Origin of the sequence: Streptomyces misionensis (assembly GCF_007896895.1) — a bacterium.
GTDB classification, from domain to species: domain Bacteria; phylum Actinomycetota; class Actinomycetes; order Streptomycetales; family Streptomycetaceae; genus Streptomyces; species Streptomyces misionensis_A.
In genome coordinates, this window is sequence record NZ_VOGW01000189.1 from 21,703 (window position 1) to 36,660 (window position 14,958).

At 72.3% G+C, this 14,958-nt stretch carries 14 protein-coding genes and 1 riboswitch; of the genes, 2 read left to right on the top strand and 12 right to left on the bottom strand.

Annotated features, from left to right (window positions below):
• Positions 1-13 precede the first annotated feature (13 nt).
• Together FRZ03_RS34395 and FRZ03_RS34400 are read right to left on the bottom strand one after the other, a co-directional pair.
• Entirely contained in the window at positions 14-1,555 is a 1,542-nt protein-coding gene (locus tag FRZ03_RS34395) for an amino acid permease (protein ID WP_146468984.1), read from the bottom strand.
• 75 nt (positions 1,556-1,630) lie between these two features.
• Positions 1,631-2,587 carry a tetratricopeptide repeat protein gene (locus tag FRZ03_RS34400; RefSeq protein ID WP_146468985.1) on the bottom strand — a complete coding sequence of 319 codons (957 nt, stop codon included), beginning with the start codon at positions 2,585-2,587 and terminating at the stop codon, positions 1,631-1,633.
• Positions 2,588-2,844: 257 nt separating this feature from the next.
• On the opposite strand from FRZ03_RS34400, the gene FRZ03_RS34405 reads away from it, so the two are divergent.
• Together FRZ03_RS34405 and FRZ03_RS34410 are read left to right on the top strand one after the other, a co-directional pair.
• On the top strand, positions 2,845-3,453 hold the full coding sequence (locus FRZ03_RS34405; protein ID WP_146468986.1) for a uridine kinase family protein: 609 nt from the start codon (positions 2,845-2,847) through the stop codon (positions 3,451-3,453).
• 438 nt (positions 3,454-3,891) lie between these two features.
• On the top strand, positions 3,892-5,748 hold the full coding sequence (locus FRZ03_RS34410; RefSeq protein ID WP_146468998.1) for an AAA family ATPase: 1,857 nt from the start codon (positions 3,892-3,894) through the stop codon (positions 5,746-5,748).
• 67 nt (positions 5,749-5,815) lie between these two features.
• On the opposite strand, the gene FRZ03_RS34415 is transcribed toward FRZ03_RS34410, so the two are convergent.
• The 10 genes from FRZ03_RS34415 to FRZ03_RS34465 form a co-directional block, all read right to left on the bottom strand.
• Complete coding sequence (locus tag FRZ03_RS34415) at positions 5,816-6,904, bottom strand: hemolysin family protein (protein WP_146468987.1); 1,089 nt, start codon at positions 6,902-6,904, stop codon at positions 5,816-5,818.
• Positions 6,901-8,235, bottom strand: coding sequence for a hemolysin family protein (locus tag FRZ03_RS34420; RefSeq protein WP_146468988.1), 1,335 nt, complete (start codon positions 8,233-8,235; stop codon positions 6,901-6,903). The genes FRZ03_RS34415 and FRZ03_RS34420 overlap by 4 nt, the downstream gene beginning before the upstream one ends.
• 204 nt (positions 8,236-8,439) lie before the next feature.
• Positions 8,440-8,904: a PH domain-containing protein gene (locus tag FRZ03_RS34425; protein WP_146468989.1), complete on the bottom strand. Its 465-nt coding sequence runs from the start codon at positions 8,902-8,904 to the stop codon at positions 8,440-8,442.
• 11 nt (positions 8,905-8,915) lie between these two features.
• Positions 8,916-9,764 (bottom strand): ATP phosphoribosyltransferase, encoded by an 849-nt coding sequence (gene hisG / locus FRZ03_RS34430; protein WP_146468990.1) that lies wholly within the window; start codon positions 9,762-9,764, stop codon positions 8,916-8,918.
• 72 nt (positions 9,765-9,836) lie between these two features.
• Positions 9,837-10,109, bottom strand: coding sequence for a phosphoribosyl-ATP diphosphatase (locus FRZ03_RS34435; RefSeq protein WP_070030020.1), 273 nt, complete (start codon positions 10,107-10,109; stop codon positions 9,837-9,839).
• 34 nt (positions 10,110-10,143) lie between these two features.
• On the bottom strand, positions 10,144-10,629 hold the full coding sequence (ribH, locus tag FRZ03_RS34440) for a 6,7-dimethyl-8-ribityllumazine synthase (protein ID WP_146468991.1): 486 nt from the start codon (positions 10,627-10,629) through the stop codon (positions 10,144-10,146).
• A gap of 41 nt (positions 10,630-10,670) precedes the next feature.
• Positions 10,671-11,984, bottom strand: a complete 1,314-nt coding sequence (locus FRZ03_RS34445; protein WP_146468992.1) for a bifunctional 3,4-dihydroxy-2-butanone-4-phosphate synthase/GTP cyclohydrolase II — start codon at positions 11,982-11,984, stop codon at positions 10,671-10,673.
• A complete protein-coding gene (locus FRZ03_RS34450) occupies positions 11,981-12,622 on the bottom strand; it encodes a nicotinamide mononucleotide transporter family protein (protein ID WP_146468993.1) in 642 nt (213 codons plus the stop codon). Before FRZ03_RS34450 ends, FRZ03_RS34445 begins: the two co-directional genes overlap by 4 nt.
• Positions 12,619-13,224 (bottom strand): riboflavin synthase, encoded by a 606-nt coding sequence (locus tag FRZ03_RS34455; protein ID WP_146468994.1) that lies wholly within the window; start codon positions 13,222-13,224, stop codon positions 12,619-12,621. The genes FRZ03_RS34450 and FRZ03_RS34455 overlap by 4 nt, the downstream gene beginning before the upstream one ends.
• Before the next feature lie 156 nt (positions 13,225-13,380).
• Positions 13,381-13,511, bottom strand: a riboswitch (FMN riboswitch).
• 1,081 nt (positions 13,512-14,592) lie between these two features.
• Positions 14,593-14,958 (bottom strand): ROK family protein (locus tag FRZ03_RS34465; protein ID WP_146468995.1); only part of this gene is annotated, 366 nt, incomplete at its 5' end.

Consider the following 14,958-nt stretch of genomic DNA (forward strand, 5'->3'; position numbering starts at 1 on the left):
TCGTGGCGGTGGGTCAGATGAGGTCCATGGCCGCGATCTCGTCGGGGCGGCCGTAGCTGATGGGCCCCTGGAAGCGGCGGCGGGCGGTGGCGAACCACCAGACGGTCGCCACGAGCAGGACGATCGCCAGCGCGATGGGCGCGTAGTTGAAGGAGCCCGCGGTGATCGGGGAGGCCTGGGGCAGCATGAACAGGATGCTGCTGAGCGCGATCCAGACCACGGCCAGCCAGCCGACCGGCTTGCCCCAGCGGCCCAGGTGCCAGGGGCCGGGCTGGAAGGCGTCGCCGAGGCGCAGCCGCAGGAAGATCGGCACCGCGTAGGCGAGGAAGAGGCCGACCACGTTGACGCTGACGATCGCGGTGAAGGCGGTGTGCGACCACCAGCCGGGCACCACCAGGGCGAGCGAGCAGCCCACCGCGAGCCAGACCGCCTTGACGGGCGTACGGGTGCGCGTCGAGACCGAGTGCCACCAGCGGGAGCCGGGCATGGCGCCGTCCCGGGAGAAGGCGAAGATCTGCCGGGTGTTGCTGGTGAGGTTGGCCAGGCCGCAGAAGAGCATGGCGCCGATGACGATGAGGAGCATGACCTTGGCGGTGCCGAGGCCCAGGCCGTCGATGAGGATCTGGACGGGCGGCGCGTCCGTCGCGGCCTCCTTGGCGTAGTCCTTAATGCTGTAGACCAATGCCAGCATCAGGATCAGGCCGGTGATCGCCGAATAGCCGATGGCGCGGGTGATCCCCTTGGGCGCGTTGACCGTGGCTTGCACCGTTTCCTCGGACATGTGGAAGCTGCCGTCGAACCCGGTGAAGGTCCAGCTGGTGACCAGGAGGCCCAGCATGCCGCCGTAAAGCCCGCTCGTGAAGCCGGTGTTGTTCTCGAAATGCGTCACGAAGGACGCCGACTGATGGTGATCCGGTATCACTATGAGTGCGCCCACGATCACGACGAGTCCGATCAGCAGCCACCACACGGAAATGCGGTTGAGGACGGCGACGAGCTGGACCGTGAAGGTGTTGGCGAGCCCCTGCACCACGATGATCAAGGCCGTGATCAGCACGGTCTGGTGGACGGTCGGCTGGTAGGAGGGCCACTGCAACTGCACGAAGGCCTGGATGAAGGTGGCCGCCGCATAACCGGTCGCGGCCGTGCCACCGATCTGCCCCACGAAATTGAGCCAGCCGGTGTACCAGGACCAGGCACCCTTGTGCCGCTTGGCGAGTTTACCGGCGGAGAAATAGAGCGCACCGCTCGTCGGATATGCCGAGGCGACCTCTCCCATGGCCGCGCCGATGAGCAGCACCATGAGCGAGACACCGATCCAGCCGAACACGAGAATGCGGGGGCCGCCCGCGTTCATACCGAATCCGAAGGACGAGAAGATGCCCGAAAGAATATTGATGATGGTGAAGGAGATCGCGAAGTTGTCGAACGCCTTGAAACGGCGCGTGAGTTTCCGCGGATAGCCCATCGCGTGCAGGGTCGCGTCGTCGTCGAGCACGACCGCGTCCTTTCCCGCGCGGGCCGCGGCCCGTGGGGTCGACATCCGTTCCGACACAGATCGGCCTTTCTCTCGATGCCTCTCGACCGCCGCGACGGGCGCACGAGGAGGGGGGACGGGGACGAGCAAAGGTCAGGCGGGACCCGGCACGGGCAGACCGCAGGCGCGGCGCGCCCGGGAGAGCTGCTCGGCGGGGTCGCCGAAGGCGCTCCAGGGCATGCGCGAGGCGTACGGGCCCATCGCCGTGAAGACCGCCCGGGCCTCGAACTCGCACTGGCCCATGACCAGTGCGTGTGCGAGGTAGGCCAGGTCGAGCACCGGGGTGAAACGGTAACCGGACGCCGCCGGCAGCCAGTTGTGGTAGATCGCGAGCGCGGTGGCGCGCCACTGGGGCTGCTCCCAGACGCGGTCGGCGAGCAGCTGGGTCGGGTTGTAGCTCTCCACCAGGGCGACCAGGGGCAGCAGCCGCAGCGCGGAGTCGGCGGGCGCCCGCTGGCTGAGGAAGGCGGCCACGTCCCAGGCGGCGTTGACCGAGCCGCCGTGGCGGGTGAAGAAGAAGGAGAGGAAGCGGTGGTGGGCCTCGCGGTGCCAGGGGTCCAGGGAGAGGATGTGCGCGAACAGGCGCCAGGGGCCGGGCGGGGCGGTGAGCAGGCCCTGCGGGGCGGGGTCGCGCAGCCGGTGCAGCCGGGCCATGGCCAGCTTGGCGACCCAGGGCGTGGGGTCCCGCGGGTCGAGGGCGGCGGCCCGGTCGCAGGCGGTGAGCGCTATGCGCTCCAGCGCCTCGGCCCGGTCGTCGTGGGCGTCGGCCGCGCGCAGGGCCCGCTGGACGGCGACCCGGGCCCACATCAGGGCCGCCTCGGGCGAGGGTTCCTCGTCCAGCCAGCGTTCCACCAGGTCGGTGCCGGCCGCTTCGGAGGCGAGGACCAGCGAGCGGTGGGCCCGCAGGGCGAAGTCGGAACGGGTCTCGGCCAGCGCCTCGCACGCGTGCCGATAACGCCCGGCGCGGACATCGACGCAAACCCCGGCGAGGACTCGGTCGTCGGCCGCCGGGTGCCATACATACTGCCCTTCGAATAACTCCGCGGCCATGTCCCCTGCCTTGTCCCCTTGCCCTGTCCGCGTTGACCGCTTCTCACGGTTGCGCAGGAGGCACCTTACTCAGCACGGCGGAGCCCCGGAACGCCGATTTCGACATATCGGTCAGGGGATTCGAGAATGTTTATCGAAGGCCGCGACGGCTCCCGAGCGATGGTTCAAATCGTAACCTTCTTTGGTCCGGCGGCTCGCGCCACCACTAGACTCTTTCCGGAAAACCCCCCACACCGCATCACACCTCGGGAATCGTCATTCAGCTCCTCGCCGCCCGGCTGCGCGCGCTCCCCCCGTCCCTCGGTCCGGTCCGGCTGATCGGCGTCGACGGGCACGCCGGCTCCGGGAAGTCCACCTTCGCCGGGCGGCTGGCCGCCGCGCTGGACGGCGCCCCGGTGCTGCACCTCGACGACATCGCCAGCCACGAGCAGCTGTTCGACTGGACCGACCGGCTGCTGGCCCAGGTGATCCGCCCGCTCGCCCAGGGCGAGCCGGCCGCCTACTCCCGCTACGACTGGCGCGCCCGCGCGTTCGGTCCGCCGCGCCCGCTGCCGCCCGCGCCGGTGATCCTGCTGGAGGGCGTCGGCGCCGGCCGCCGCGCGCTGCGGCCGCATCTGGCCGAACTGCTGTGGATGGAGCTGCCCCGCGAGGAGGCCTGGGCGCGCGGGCGGCGGCGGGACGGCGCGGAGCAGCACGCGTTCTGGGACGGCTGGGTCGCGGCGGAGCGCGCGCACTTCGCCGCCGACCCCTCGCGCCCCCACGCCGGTCTCCTGGTGCGGCAGACGGCGGAGGGGTACGAGGTGTCCCCGGGGCCCGCGCGGCGCCCGGGATCAGGCCAGGATGTGACCCTCAGTGATGGACCGTAGGCCATGTGGTGAAGTTGTGAAGAGCCCTGTCGGCCAACTTGCCCGAGTGCCCCAACTTCGCTTGACCCGGGGGCCGTACAGGACTTACGTTCTCAATGTGCGGCCTTTCGGAGCCGCCCGCAGTCGCGAAGCCCCCGGTTGTTCCCCCGTGATCGGGGGCTTCGTTCTGCCCGCGGACCGATTTCCGGGGCCCTTGCGCACCGATTCCGTCACCCTCGGTCACCGCCTCACCCCACCCCGTCCGCTCCCACCTCGCCGAACGGCCCCTGCGGCACCCTACGGCCCGCCCGCACACCGCGGGTACGATGCCCTTGGTGCGACCTCGGCGGCTGCCTCGCGCACCTGCAACTCCGGTCCGCGGCACGGCGGTTCGGCCGCGGCGGCCACCGGGCGACCGTCCGGCGGTGAACCACGGAGGCACGGTCTGTGGGGGACGTGATGGACTTCGGCACGCAGGGCCCCGACGCCCCGGCCGACCTCGCCTGGCTGCGCGGGGTCGACGCCTACACGATGGGTGCCTATCCGCAGGCGGAGGAGGAGTTCCGGGCCGCGGTGCGGATGGACCCGGGCATGGCGGACGGCTGGCTCGGGCTGCACGCGCTCCGGGTCGACACCACCACCGCGCTGCTGCGGATGTTCCGGCACCGCGAGCGCTTCGGGGAACAGCGCGCCCGCCACCGCAGATCCCTCAACTCCTGGTACTGGCTGGGCTGGTGGGTGCAGCCGGTGCTGGAGAACCCGCGCGATCTGCTGCTCGCCCACGCCTCGCACTGGCTGGACGGCCGGCACGTGCCCGAGCTGGACCGGGCGCTGGCCGGACTGCCCCCGGTCGACACCGACCCGCAGGTCCGCTTCCTGCATGCCTGCCGCGCCTATCTGGTCAAGGACTGGGACCAGCTGGTACGGCACACCGACCCGCTGCTGGACGACGCGCTGCTCGGCATCGAGGCCGGGCTGTTCGGCGGCATGGCCCGGGTCCGGCTGGAGATGTACGGCCAGGCCGAGCCGCTGCTGTCGGCGGCGCTGATGCGCTGCCGCAGCGAACAGCCGCAGCGCAAGGAGCTGCGCTACTGGCTGGCGCGGGCGCACGAGGGCACCGGCCGCTCCGCCGCCGCGCTCCCCCTGTACCGCGCGGTGCACCGGGTGGACCCCGCCTTCATGGACACCTCGGCGCGGCTCGCGGCGATCGCCGAGGGGGACGGGTACGACGACGCGGTCGACCTCGCCGCGATCACGCTGACCGGCACGGACACCGTGGACGGGCCGGACGGGTTCGACCCGCTCTTCGGCACCGAGGGACGGGATCTGCGGCTGCCCGAGCCGGAGCCGCCGACCGGGCCGCTGCCGTCGGTGGCCGGCCCCGCGGTCCGCGACCGGACCGGTGTCCCCGGCTCGCCGATACCCACCGGGCCGACCGACCCCGCCCTGCTCGAACAGGCGCTCGCCGAGCTGGAGCGGATGGTGGGGCTCGAACCGGTCAAGCGCCAGGTGAAGGCGTTGTCCGCGCAGTTGAACATGGCGCGGCTGCGGGCCGGGCAGGGGCTGCCGGTGCAGCCGCCGAAACGGCACTTCGTCTTCTCCGGGCCGTCCGGGACCGGCAAGACCACGGTGGCGCGCATCCTCGGCCGGGTCTTCTACGCCCTCGGGCTGCTCGGCGGGGACCACCTGGTGGAGGCGCAGCGGGCCGACCTGGTCGGCGAGTACCTCGGCCAGACCGCCGTGAAGGCCAACGAGCTGATCGACTCCGCGATCGGCGGGGTGCTGTTCGTGGACGAGGCGTACTCGCTCTCCAACTCCGGGTACGGCAAGGGCGACGCGTACGGGGACGAGGCGTTGCAGGTGCTGCTGAAGCGGGCCGAGGACAACCGGGACCATCTGGTGGTGATCCTCGCCGGGTACCCCGAGGGGATGGACCGGCTGCTCGCCGCGAACCCGGGGCTGTCGTCCCGGTTCACCACCCGTGTGGACTTCCCCTCCTACCGGCCCGCGGAACTCACCGAGATCGGGAAGGTGCTGGCCGGCGAGAACGGGGACCTGTGGGACGAGGAGGCGCTGGAGGAGCTGCGGTCGATCGCCGGGCACGTGGTGGAGCAGGGGTGGATCGACGAGCTGGGCAACGGGCGGTTCCTGCGCACCTTGTACGAGAAGAGCTGCGCGTACCGGGACCTGCGGTTGTCGACGTACGCGGGGGCGCTGTCGCGGGAGGATCTCGCGACCTTGCGGCTGGCCGATCTGATGCAGGCCTACGGAGAGGTGCTGTCGGGCCGGGGGCCGCAGGACCCGTCGGCGGGGTAGGTACGGCCCGCGCCCCGGTGGGACGCGGGGAGCCGAGCGGACGGCCGGGCTCCCCGCGTCGCTTCCGTCAGGTGGCGAGCGCCTGTTCCGGCTCTCCGCTCACCCTCGGTTCCGTCAGCCTCAGGTCGGCGATCTCCCGGTGGGCCGGGTCGCGGACCTCGCCCACCAGCATCTCCAGGACGTCCTCCAGGGCCACCAGACCCAGCACCTTGCCGGACGCGTCGGCCACCTGGGCCAGGTGCGTGGCGGCGCGGCGCATGACCGTGAGGGCGTCGTCCAGAGGGAGTTCGGCCCGCAGGGTGGTCATGGGGATCCAGATGTTCTGGGGCACCGCGCGCTCGGAGTCCTCCAGGTCGAGGACGTCCTTCACATGCACGTACCCCATGAACGCGCCCTTCTCGGTCGCCGCGACCGGGAAGCGGGAGTAGCCGGTGCGCGCGGTCAGCCGGACGATCTCGCCGGGGGTGACCGCGGGGGTCACGGTGACCAGGGACTCGCGGGGCAGCAGCACGTCCGTCACCGGGCGGGAGCCCAGTTCCAGCGCGTCCTCCAGCCGCTCGCGCTCCTCCGGGTCGAGCAGGCCCGCCTCCCCGGAGTCCTCCAGGAGCCGGTTGAGCTGTTCGCTGGTGACGACCGCCTCCACCTCGTCCTTGGGCTCCACCCGGAACAGTCGCAGGACGGCCTGGGCGACGGCGCCCAGGGTCACGGTGATCGGCTTGCACACCCGGGCGAACCAGACCAGGCCGGGGCTGAGCCACAGCGCCGCCTTCTCGGGCGCCGCCATGGCGAGGTTCTTCGGCACCATCTCGCCGATGACCAGGTGGAAGAAGACCACCCCGGCCAGGGCGATGACGTAGCCGAGCGGATGGATCACTCCGTCGGGGAGGTGGACCGCCTCGAACAGCGGCTCCAGCAGGTGCGCCACGGTGGGTTCGGCGACCGCGCCGAGGGTCAGCGAGCAGACGGTGATGCCGAACTGCGCGGCGGCCATCATCTGCGGCAGCCGCTGGAGGCCGTACAGCACCTGGCGGGCCCGCGCGGTGCCGAGCGGTTCGATCTGGCTGCGGCGCACGGAGACCAGCGCGAACTCGGCGCCGACGAAGAAGCCGTTGGCGAGCACGAGCAGGGCGGCGAGGAACAGCTGGAAGACGCTCATCGGACGGCCTCCGCGATGGTCGCCGCCGGGGCCGTCCTGACCAGGCGGACCCGTTCGGCCCGGTAGTGGCCGACCTGGCGGACCGCGAGCCGCCAGCCGGGCAGCTCGGCCCGGTCGCCGGGGGCCGGGATACGGCCGAGCAGGTCGGCGACCAGTCCGGCGACGGTCTCGTAGGGCCCCTCGGGCACGTCCAGGCCTATCCGCTGGAGGATGTCGACCCGGCAGCTGCCGGCCACGTCCCAGGCGGGCCTGCCGTCCTCGGGCGGGGCGACGGCCAGCTCGGGCACGTCCTTGGCGTCGTGCTCGTCGCGGACCTCGCCGACCAGTTCCTCGACGATGTCCTCCAGGGTGACCACGCCGGCGGTGCCGCCGTACTCGTCCACCACGACCGCGATGGGCTGTTCGCTGCGCAGCCGGGCCAGCAGGGGCTGCACCGGCAGGGTCTCGGGGACCAGCAGCGCCGGGCGGGCGATGCGGCCGACGGGGGTGCGCAGCCGGTCGTGCGCCGGAACGGCGAGCGCGTCCTTCAGGTGGGCCATGCCGACGACCTCGTCGATCTTCTCCCGGTAGACGGGGAAGCGGGACAGTCCGGTGGCCCGGGTGAGGTTGACCACGTCCTCGGCGGTGGCCGAGTCCTGGAGCGCGCTGACCTTCACCCGCGGGGTCATCACGTGCTGTGCGGTCAGCTCGCCCAGCGACAGGGTGCGCACGAACAGGTCGGCCGTGTCCTGCTCCAGGGCACCGGCCTCGGCGGAGTGGCGGGCGAGCGAGACCAGTTCGCCCGGGGTGCGCGCGGAGGCCAGCTCCTCGGCGGGTTCGACGCCGAGGGCGCGGACCAGCCGGTTGGCGACCGTGTTGAGCGCGGCGATCACCGGCCGGAACAGCCGGGAGAAGTGGTACTGCGGGCCCGCGACGAAGCGGGCGACCTGGAGCGGTCGGGACACCGCCCAGTTCTTGGGCACGAGTTCGCCGATCACCATCTGGATCGCGGAGGCCAGCAGCATGCCGACGACCACGGCGGTGCCGGAGGCGGCGCCGCCGGGCAGGCCGAGAGCGGCGAACGGGGCGCGCAGCAGCCGGCCCAGGGCCGGTTCGGCGAGCATGCCGACGACCAGGGAGGTGATGGTGATGCCCAGCTGGGTGCCGGAGAGCTGGAAGGACAGGTGCTTCAGCGACTGCACGACGGTACGCGCGCGCGTGTCGCCGTCGGCCGCGGCCTTCTCCGCCTCGGGGCGCTCGACGGTCACCAGGCCGAACTCGGCCGCCACGAAGAATCCGTTGGCGAGAATCAACAGGAATGCGGCTGCGAGGAGCAGCAGGGGGGTGGTCACGATGCCGCCGCCTCCCCGGTATGTCGGGTGGGGGCGGCGCAGGTACTACAGGACGATCCGTCCATCGCCGGAGGGATTCACTCCTCGGGTAGCAGGAACCCCTGGCACCGGGCGGCGCACAGGGGCGGAGGCGCTGTCGGCGCGGCCTCCGCCCACCAGATTAATCAAGACGGGGGCCGGGCGGGCAGGGTGGGCGACCCCGAGTCAGCCCTGATCTTCCCCCAGGCGGGCGGCCGAGCGGGCCTCGGCGAGCGCCCGCAGCGCCCTGGCGTCGGCGATCGCGCGCTGCTTGGCGAGGCCCGGCTGGATGCCGAGCGCGGGCAGGCTGGTGCCGTCGCTGAGGTTGAGGAACACCCAGGGATCGCCCGGACGGAGGTTCACCTGAAGGATCTCCGCCCAGTCCAGGCGACGCTTGCCGGCGATGTTGACGACGGTGACGCCCTGCTCGTCGGCGACGACCTTCACCCGGGCGAGCTTGGCCAGCACCCAGAAGATCAGCGCCCCGGTCACCACGAAGCTCAGCCGCTCCCCCGGGCCGAGCCCCTCCAGCAGCACGGCGATCCCCGATATGGTCAGGAAGATCACCACGCCCGCGGTGAGCAGGATGGCCCGGGTGTGGCCCGGGCGGAAGGTGACGGGGAGGGCGGGCGGCTCGGGCAGCTCGGACATGGGTGTACTCATCACAGGCGGCAGGCGTGGATGGCCGTGGTCAGGATGGCGCGGGCGCCGATGGCGTAGAGGTCGTCCATGATCCGCTGCGCCTCCTTGGCGGGGACCATGGCGCGGACCGCGACCCAGCCCTCGTTGTGCAGCGGGGAGACGGTCGGGGACTCCAGGCCGGGGGTGAGGGCGACGGCCTTCTCCAGCTGCTCGACCCGGCAGTCGTAGTCCATCATCACGTACGTGCGGGCGACGAGGACGCCCTGGAGGCGGCGCAGGAACTGCTGCACCTTGGGTTCCTCGCCGTCCGCTCCGGTGCGGCGGATCACGATCGCCTCGGACTTCATGATCGGCTCGCCGAAGACCTCCAGGCCCGCGTTGCGCAGGCTGGTGCCGGTCTCCACGACGTCGGCGATGACCTCGGCGACGCCCAGCTCGATCGCGGTCTCCACGGCGCCGTCGAGGTGCACCACGGAGGCGTCGACGCCGCTGTCGGCGAGGTGCCGGGCGACGATCCCCTCGTAGGAGGTGGCGACGGTGCGGCCCTTGAGGTCCTCGACGCCGCTCGCGGTGCCCGGCTTGCCGGCGAAGCGGAAGGTGGAGCGGGCGAAGCCCAGCGGCAGGATCTCCTCGGCGTCGGCACCGGAGTCGACCAGCAGGTCACGGCCGGTGATGCCGATGTCCAGGCGGCCGGAGGAGACGTAGATCGCGATGTCGCGGGGGCGGAGGTAGAAGAACTCGACCTCGTTGCCGGGGTCGACGATCCGCAGTTCCTTGGACTCGCGGCGCTGCCGGTAGCCGGCCTCATGCAGCATGTCCGCCGCAGGGCCGGACAGGGAACCCTTGTTGGGGACGGCGATGCGCAGCATGAGGACGGCTTCCTTTGCGTGAAGGGGTTTCGGGGGCACCGCGGGGCTCCGCGGCGGGGTACGGCGGGTCGGTCAGAGGTGGGCGTAGACGTCGTCCAGGGAGATCCCGCGGGCGACCATCATCACCTGGACGTGGTACAGCAGCTGCGAGATCTCCTCGGCCGCCGCCTCCTTGCCCTCGTACTCGGCGGCCATCCAGACCTCGGCGGCCTCTTCGACGACCTTCTTGCCGATGGCATGGACCCCCTTGCCGACCAGCTCTGCGGTGCGGGAGGTGGCGGGATCGCCCTGGGCGGCCTTGTGCTGGAGCTCGGCGAAGAGCTCCTCGAACGTCTTCTTGGACATGGTGGTCCTTACCCTACGCGCTCCGGCCGGTGCCTCAGTGCCAGGGTTCGGATACCGAACGCAGCGTGGCCGCGGTGGACACCGCCGCGATCACCGCCTCGTGGCCCTTGTCCTCGGTGGAGCCCTCGATACCGGCCCGGTCCAGCGCCTGCTCCTCGGTGTCACAGGTGAGGACACCGAAGCCGACGGGGACGCCGGTCTCGACGGAGACCTGGGTGAGGCCCGCGGTGACGCCCTGGCAGACGTAGTCGAAGTGCGGGGTGCCGCCGCGGATGACGACGCCGAGGGCGACCACCGCGTCGTAGCCCCGCCCGGCGAGCACCTTGGCGGCGACCGGCAGCTCGAAGCTGCCGGGCACCCGGATCACGGTCGGCTCGTCGATCCCCAGGTCGCCCAGGGCGCGCAGCGCGCCGTTCACCAGGCCGTCCATCACCTTCTCGTGCCACTGCGCCGCGATGACGGCGACCCTGAGGTCGCTCGCGTTGCGTACGGACAGTTCCGGTGCACCCTTGCCGCTCACGTTCTCTCCTCGATGCGTTCTTGCTCTGCCGGCCGGCCGGCTCACTGGTTGGGGCAGGTGGCCGCGGGGGCCTGGGCGGGCGCCGGCACGGCCGGGGCGTCCAGCCAGGGCAGGTCGTGGCCCATGCGGTCCCGCTTGGTGCGCAGGTAGCGCAGGTTGTGCTCGCCCGCCTGGACGGGCATCGGTTCGCGGCCGGTGACTTTCAGGCCGTGGCGCTCCAGCGCCTCGCTCTTGTCGGGGTTGTTGGTCATCAGCCGGACGCTGCGCACGCCGAGGTCGGCGAGGATCTGGGCGCCGGCGCCGTAGTCGCGGGCGTCGGCGGGCAGGCCGAGTTCCAGGTTGGCGTCGAGGGTGTCGCGGCCCTGTTCCTGGAGTTCGTAGGCGCGCAGCTTGGACAGCAGGCCGATGCCGCGGCCCTCGTGTCCGCGCAGGTAGACGACCACGCCCCGGCCCTCCTCCTGGATGCGCGCGAGGGAGGCGTCCAGCTGGGGGCCGCAGTCGCAGCGCAGGGAGCCGAAGACGTCCCCGGTGAGGCATTCGGAGTGGACGCGGACCAGGACGTCCTCGCCGGTGCCGAGGTCGCCGTGGACGAGGGCGACGTGTTCGACGCCGTCGAGGGTGGAGCGGTAGCCGTGGGCGGTGAAGGTGCCGTGCCGGGTGGGCAGCCGGGTCTCGGCCTCGCGGCGGACCGTGGGCTCGGTGCCCCGGCGGTGGGCGATCAGGTCCTCGATGGAGATGATCGTCAGGCCGTGCTTGCGGGCGAACGGGATCAGCTCGGGCAGCCGCAGCATCCGGCCGTCCTCGCCGGCGATCTCCACGATGGCGCCGGCCGGACGCAGCCCGGCGAGCCGGGCGAGGTCGACGGCGGCCTCGGTGTGGCCGTTGCGCTCCAGGACCCCGCCGGAGCGGGCGCGCAGCGGGAAGACATGGCCGGGGCGGACGAAGTCGACCGGCTCGGCGGTGCCGCCCGCGAGCAGCCGCAGGGTGGTGGCGCGGTCGGCGGCGGAGATGCCGGTGGTCACGCCGTGCGCGGCGGAGGCGTCCACGGAGACGGTGAAGGCGGTCTTCATCGACTCGGTGTTGTCCTCGACCATCTGCGGCAGCCGCAGCCGGTCGAGTTCGGCGCTCTCCATGGGGGCGCAGATCAGGCCCCGGCACTCGCTCATCATGAAGGCGACGATCTCGGGGGTCGCCTTCTCGGCGGCGACGACGAGGTCGCCCTCGTTCTCCCGGTCCTCGTCGTCCACGACGACCACGGGCCGGCCGGCGGCGATGTCGGCGATCGCCTGTTCGACCGTGTCGAGCGTGAAGTCGTCCAGCGGGTAGGGGTCGTAGAGCGGGGTGGCCGGGCTCATGCCGGTGCTCCTTCCAGAACGGGCCGCGGGCTCTTGCGCGAGCGCAGCCACCAGTCGCGCATGCCCCACAGGACGAGCGCGCCGTAGATGACGTAGACGAAGCCGGAGAAGGCGTAGCCGTTGGCGAAGTTGAGGGGGACGCCGACGAGGTCGACGAGCAGCCAGGCGAACCAGAACTCGACCATGCCCTTGGCCTGGGCGTACATCGCGACGACGGTGCCGACGAAGATGTAGGCGTCCGGCCAGGGGTCCCAGGACAGCGCCGGGAACGCGGTGAACAGCAGGGCGACGGCGACGGTGCCGACGGCGGCGGCGCCGACGAGGGCGGCCCGCTCGCGCCAGGTGGCGAACCGGGGGGAGATGTGGCCGTCGCCGGCCCCGCCCCGGCCGCGGTTCCACTGCCAGAAGCCGTAGAGGGCGACCGCCATGACGACGGCCTGCTTGCCGGCGCTGCCGGTCAGATGGCCGTAGAAGGCGGCGAAGAGAACGAGGCCGGAGACGAACTGCACCGGCCAGCTCCACAGGGAGCGGCGCCAGCCGAAGACGAGGCCGATCAGGCCGAGGATGTTGCCGATCATGTCGGACCACAGGATGTGCTGTCCGAACAGGGTGAACGCCTCGGAGTTGAGCGAGTTCACCGGCCGTCCTCCCGCCCGGCCGCGAGCAGCCGCTCGACGTACTTGGCGATGACGTCCACCTCGAGGTTGACCGGGTCGCCGGGCTGCTTCACGCCGAGGGTGGTCAGGGCGAGGGTGGTGGGGATGAGGCTGACCGTGAAGTGGTCGGGGCCCGCGTCCACCACGGTGAGGCTGACGCCGTCGACGGTGATGGAGCCCTTCTCGACCACGTAGCGGGCGAGGTCCGCGGGGAGCGAGATCCTGACGATCTCCCAGTTCTCGGAGACCTTGCGCTCCAGCACCTCGCCGGTGCCGTCGACATGGCCCTGGACGATGTGTCCGCCGAGGCGGGCGCCGACGGCGGTGGGGCGTTCGAGGTTGACGCGGGAGCCGACGGTGAGGGCGCCCAGGCTGGAGCGGTTCAGTGTCTCGGCCATGACGTCGGCGGTGAACTCGTCGCCCTCGTGGTCGACGACGGTGAGACAGACTCCGTTCACGGCGATGGAGTCGCCGTGCCGGGCTCCCTCGGTGACGACGGGGCCGCGGAGCCGGAAACGGGAGGCGTCGCCGAGATTCTCGACGGCGGTGACCTCACCCAGCTCTTCGACGATTCCGGTGAACACTCCCGGGTCCTCCTGCCTCTTGGCACGGACTCCGGGGCCTGTCGAAGACGACAGAATCTACGGATGAGCACACATCGGGGGCGTCGCCGAAACGGGTCCGCCCGCATGCGGACGAAACCTGGACGGCGGCGCGCACGCGTGACGCATGCCCGCCCGCCGCGCACTGCCTCCCATCCGGACTTTAACCGTCGGTCCAGGAATTTCACCTGGTCAACCGGCCGCTGGAGGCGACCGGGTCGCGGACTGTAACCGCCGGTTCGGACTTTCACCGACCCCGGAGTGCGCTGCTTCTGGTACACGGCCAGTGTGCCACGCCCGGCGCCCGCCCCGACAGGGGGAGCGTGTGGGTTCGCTCACAGTGCGTGCTCCTGGGCTTGCGCGGCACGACGGCGGCCCTCAAGTCCCCTGGCACGGACTCCGGTTGGTGCCGCCTTCCCCATTGACCGTAATGGTCTAGTCCTTTTAGGGTGCGGGCGGGCCCGGCGGCGGTGACGACGGCCCTTGCCCGCCGCCGGGCCGTCAGGGCGCGGGGCATGTCACCTTTCCCGGCCGCCGTCCGGTCTCCTCCGGTACAGGACGCCCTGACCGGGGAGGCGTCCCGGTCCGGAGGGACGGAGAGGCATGCCCACGATCCTGGTCACCGGGGCACCGGCAGGCTCGGCAGGTCACCGAGCGGCTGCGGGCGGACAGGCAACGGGGTGCGGGTGCTCGGCCGGCACGCGCGGTCGTACGACGTCGATCCGCGCCGGGGCGGGCCCGCGCCGGACGCCGCGCTCGCGGGCGCCGAGACGGTGGTGCACTGCGCGAGCAGCCCCCGCGGCGGTGACGAGGAGGCGGCCGGGCGGCTGATCACGGCGGCGCGGCGGGCGGGGGCCGACCACCTGGTGCACATCTCCGTCGTCGGGGTGGACCGGGTGCCGTTCGGCTGCCACCGGACCGAAGCCGGCGGTGGAGCGGCGGATCGAGCGCTCGGGGCCCGGCTTCCCGGTCCCGCGCACGACCCGGTTCCACGGTCTGCTCGCCTCGCTCTTCACGTCCCCGGCCGAGGCGCCGGTGCCGCCGCCGTCTGCCCGGGTCGCCGGCCGGCCGGTGGAGGTGGCCGAAGTGGCGGACCGGGCGGCCGGGTTGGCGCTCGGGCACCGGCGGGCCGGGTGCCGGACCCGGGCGGACCCGAGGTCCGCTCCCTGGACCCGCCGGCCCGCTCCTTCCTCCGCGCGACCGGGCGGCACCGCCGGGTGGTGAACGTGCCGCTCGCCGGCGGGACGTACCGGGCCGTCCGGGCGGGAGGTCGGCCGGCGCCGGAACGGGCCGTGGGGAAAGGGGCGTTCGAGGAGTGCCTGGCGCGGCGGTCCGGGTGGCCGGGTGCAGTCACGGACGGGGCGGTCGTCCGCTCCACAGTTCGTCCTGGGCCCGGTCGCGGGCCGTCAGCAGCGCTCCGCGCAGTACGGCGGAGCCGCCGAGCCCGCCGGCGCGGACCTCGGTGGGCAGGGGCGACAACCGGGCGAGCCGCTCGGCCACGAGCCCGGCGAGCACCTCGCCCCCGGCCCGCCCGACCTCCCCGCCGAGCACCACGCACCCGGGATCCAGCACGGCGACGACGGAGGCGGCACCGACGGCGATGCCCTCGGCCAGGGCGGCCAGGAAGCGCGCACCGGCGTCGCTCGTCCCGCCCACCGGCGCCACCGGGCGGGCGGCTCCCGGCCCAGCACCTCCCGGCTCCGCCTCGGCCGGGGA

Excerpts from the sequence above, each read along its gene's own strand:
- FRZ03_RS34400 (WP_146468985.1), bottom strand. The coding sequence starts at position 2,587 with ATGGCCGCGGAGTTATTCGAAGGGCAGTATGTATGGCACCCGGCGGCC.
- FRZ03_RS34410 (WP_146468998.1), top strand. The coding sequence starts at position 3,892 with ATGGACTTCGGCACGCAGGGCCCCGACGCCCCGGCCGACCTCGCCTGG.
- FRZ03_RS34415 (WP_146468987.1), bottom strand. The coding sequence starts at position 6,904 with ATGAGCGTCTTCCAGCTGTTCCTCGCCGCCCTGCTCGTGCTCGCCAAC.
- FRZ03_RS34425 (WP_146468989.1), bottom strand. The coding sequence starts at position 8,904 with ATGTCCGAGCTGCCCGAGCCGCCCGCCCTCCCCGTCACCTTCCGCCCG.
- hisG (WP_146468990.1), bottom strand. The coding sequence starts at position 9,764 with ATGCTGCGCATCGCCGTCCCCAACAAGGGTTCCCTGTCCGGCCCTGCG.
- FRZ03_RS34435 (WP_070030020.1), bottom strand. The coding sequence starts at position 10,109 with ATGTCCAAGAAGACGTTCGAGGAGCTCTTCGCCGAGCTCCAGCACAAG.
- FRZ03_RS34445 (WP_146468992.1), bottom strand. The coding sequence starts at position 11,984 with ATGAGCCCGGCCACCCCGCTCTACGACCCCTACCCGCTGGACGACTTC.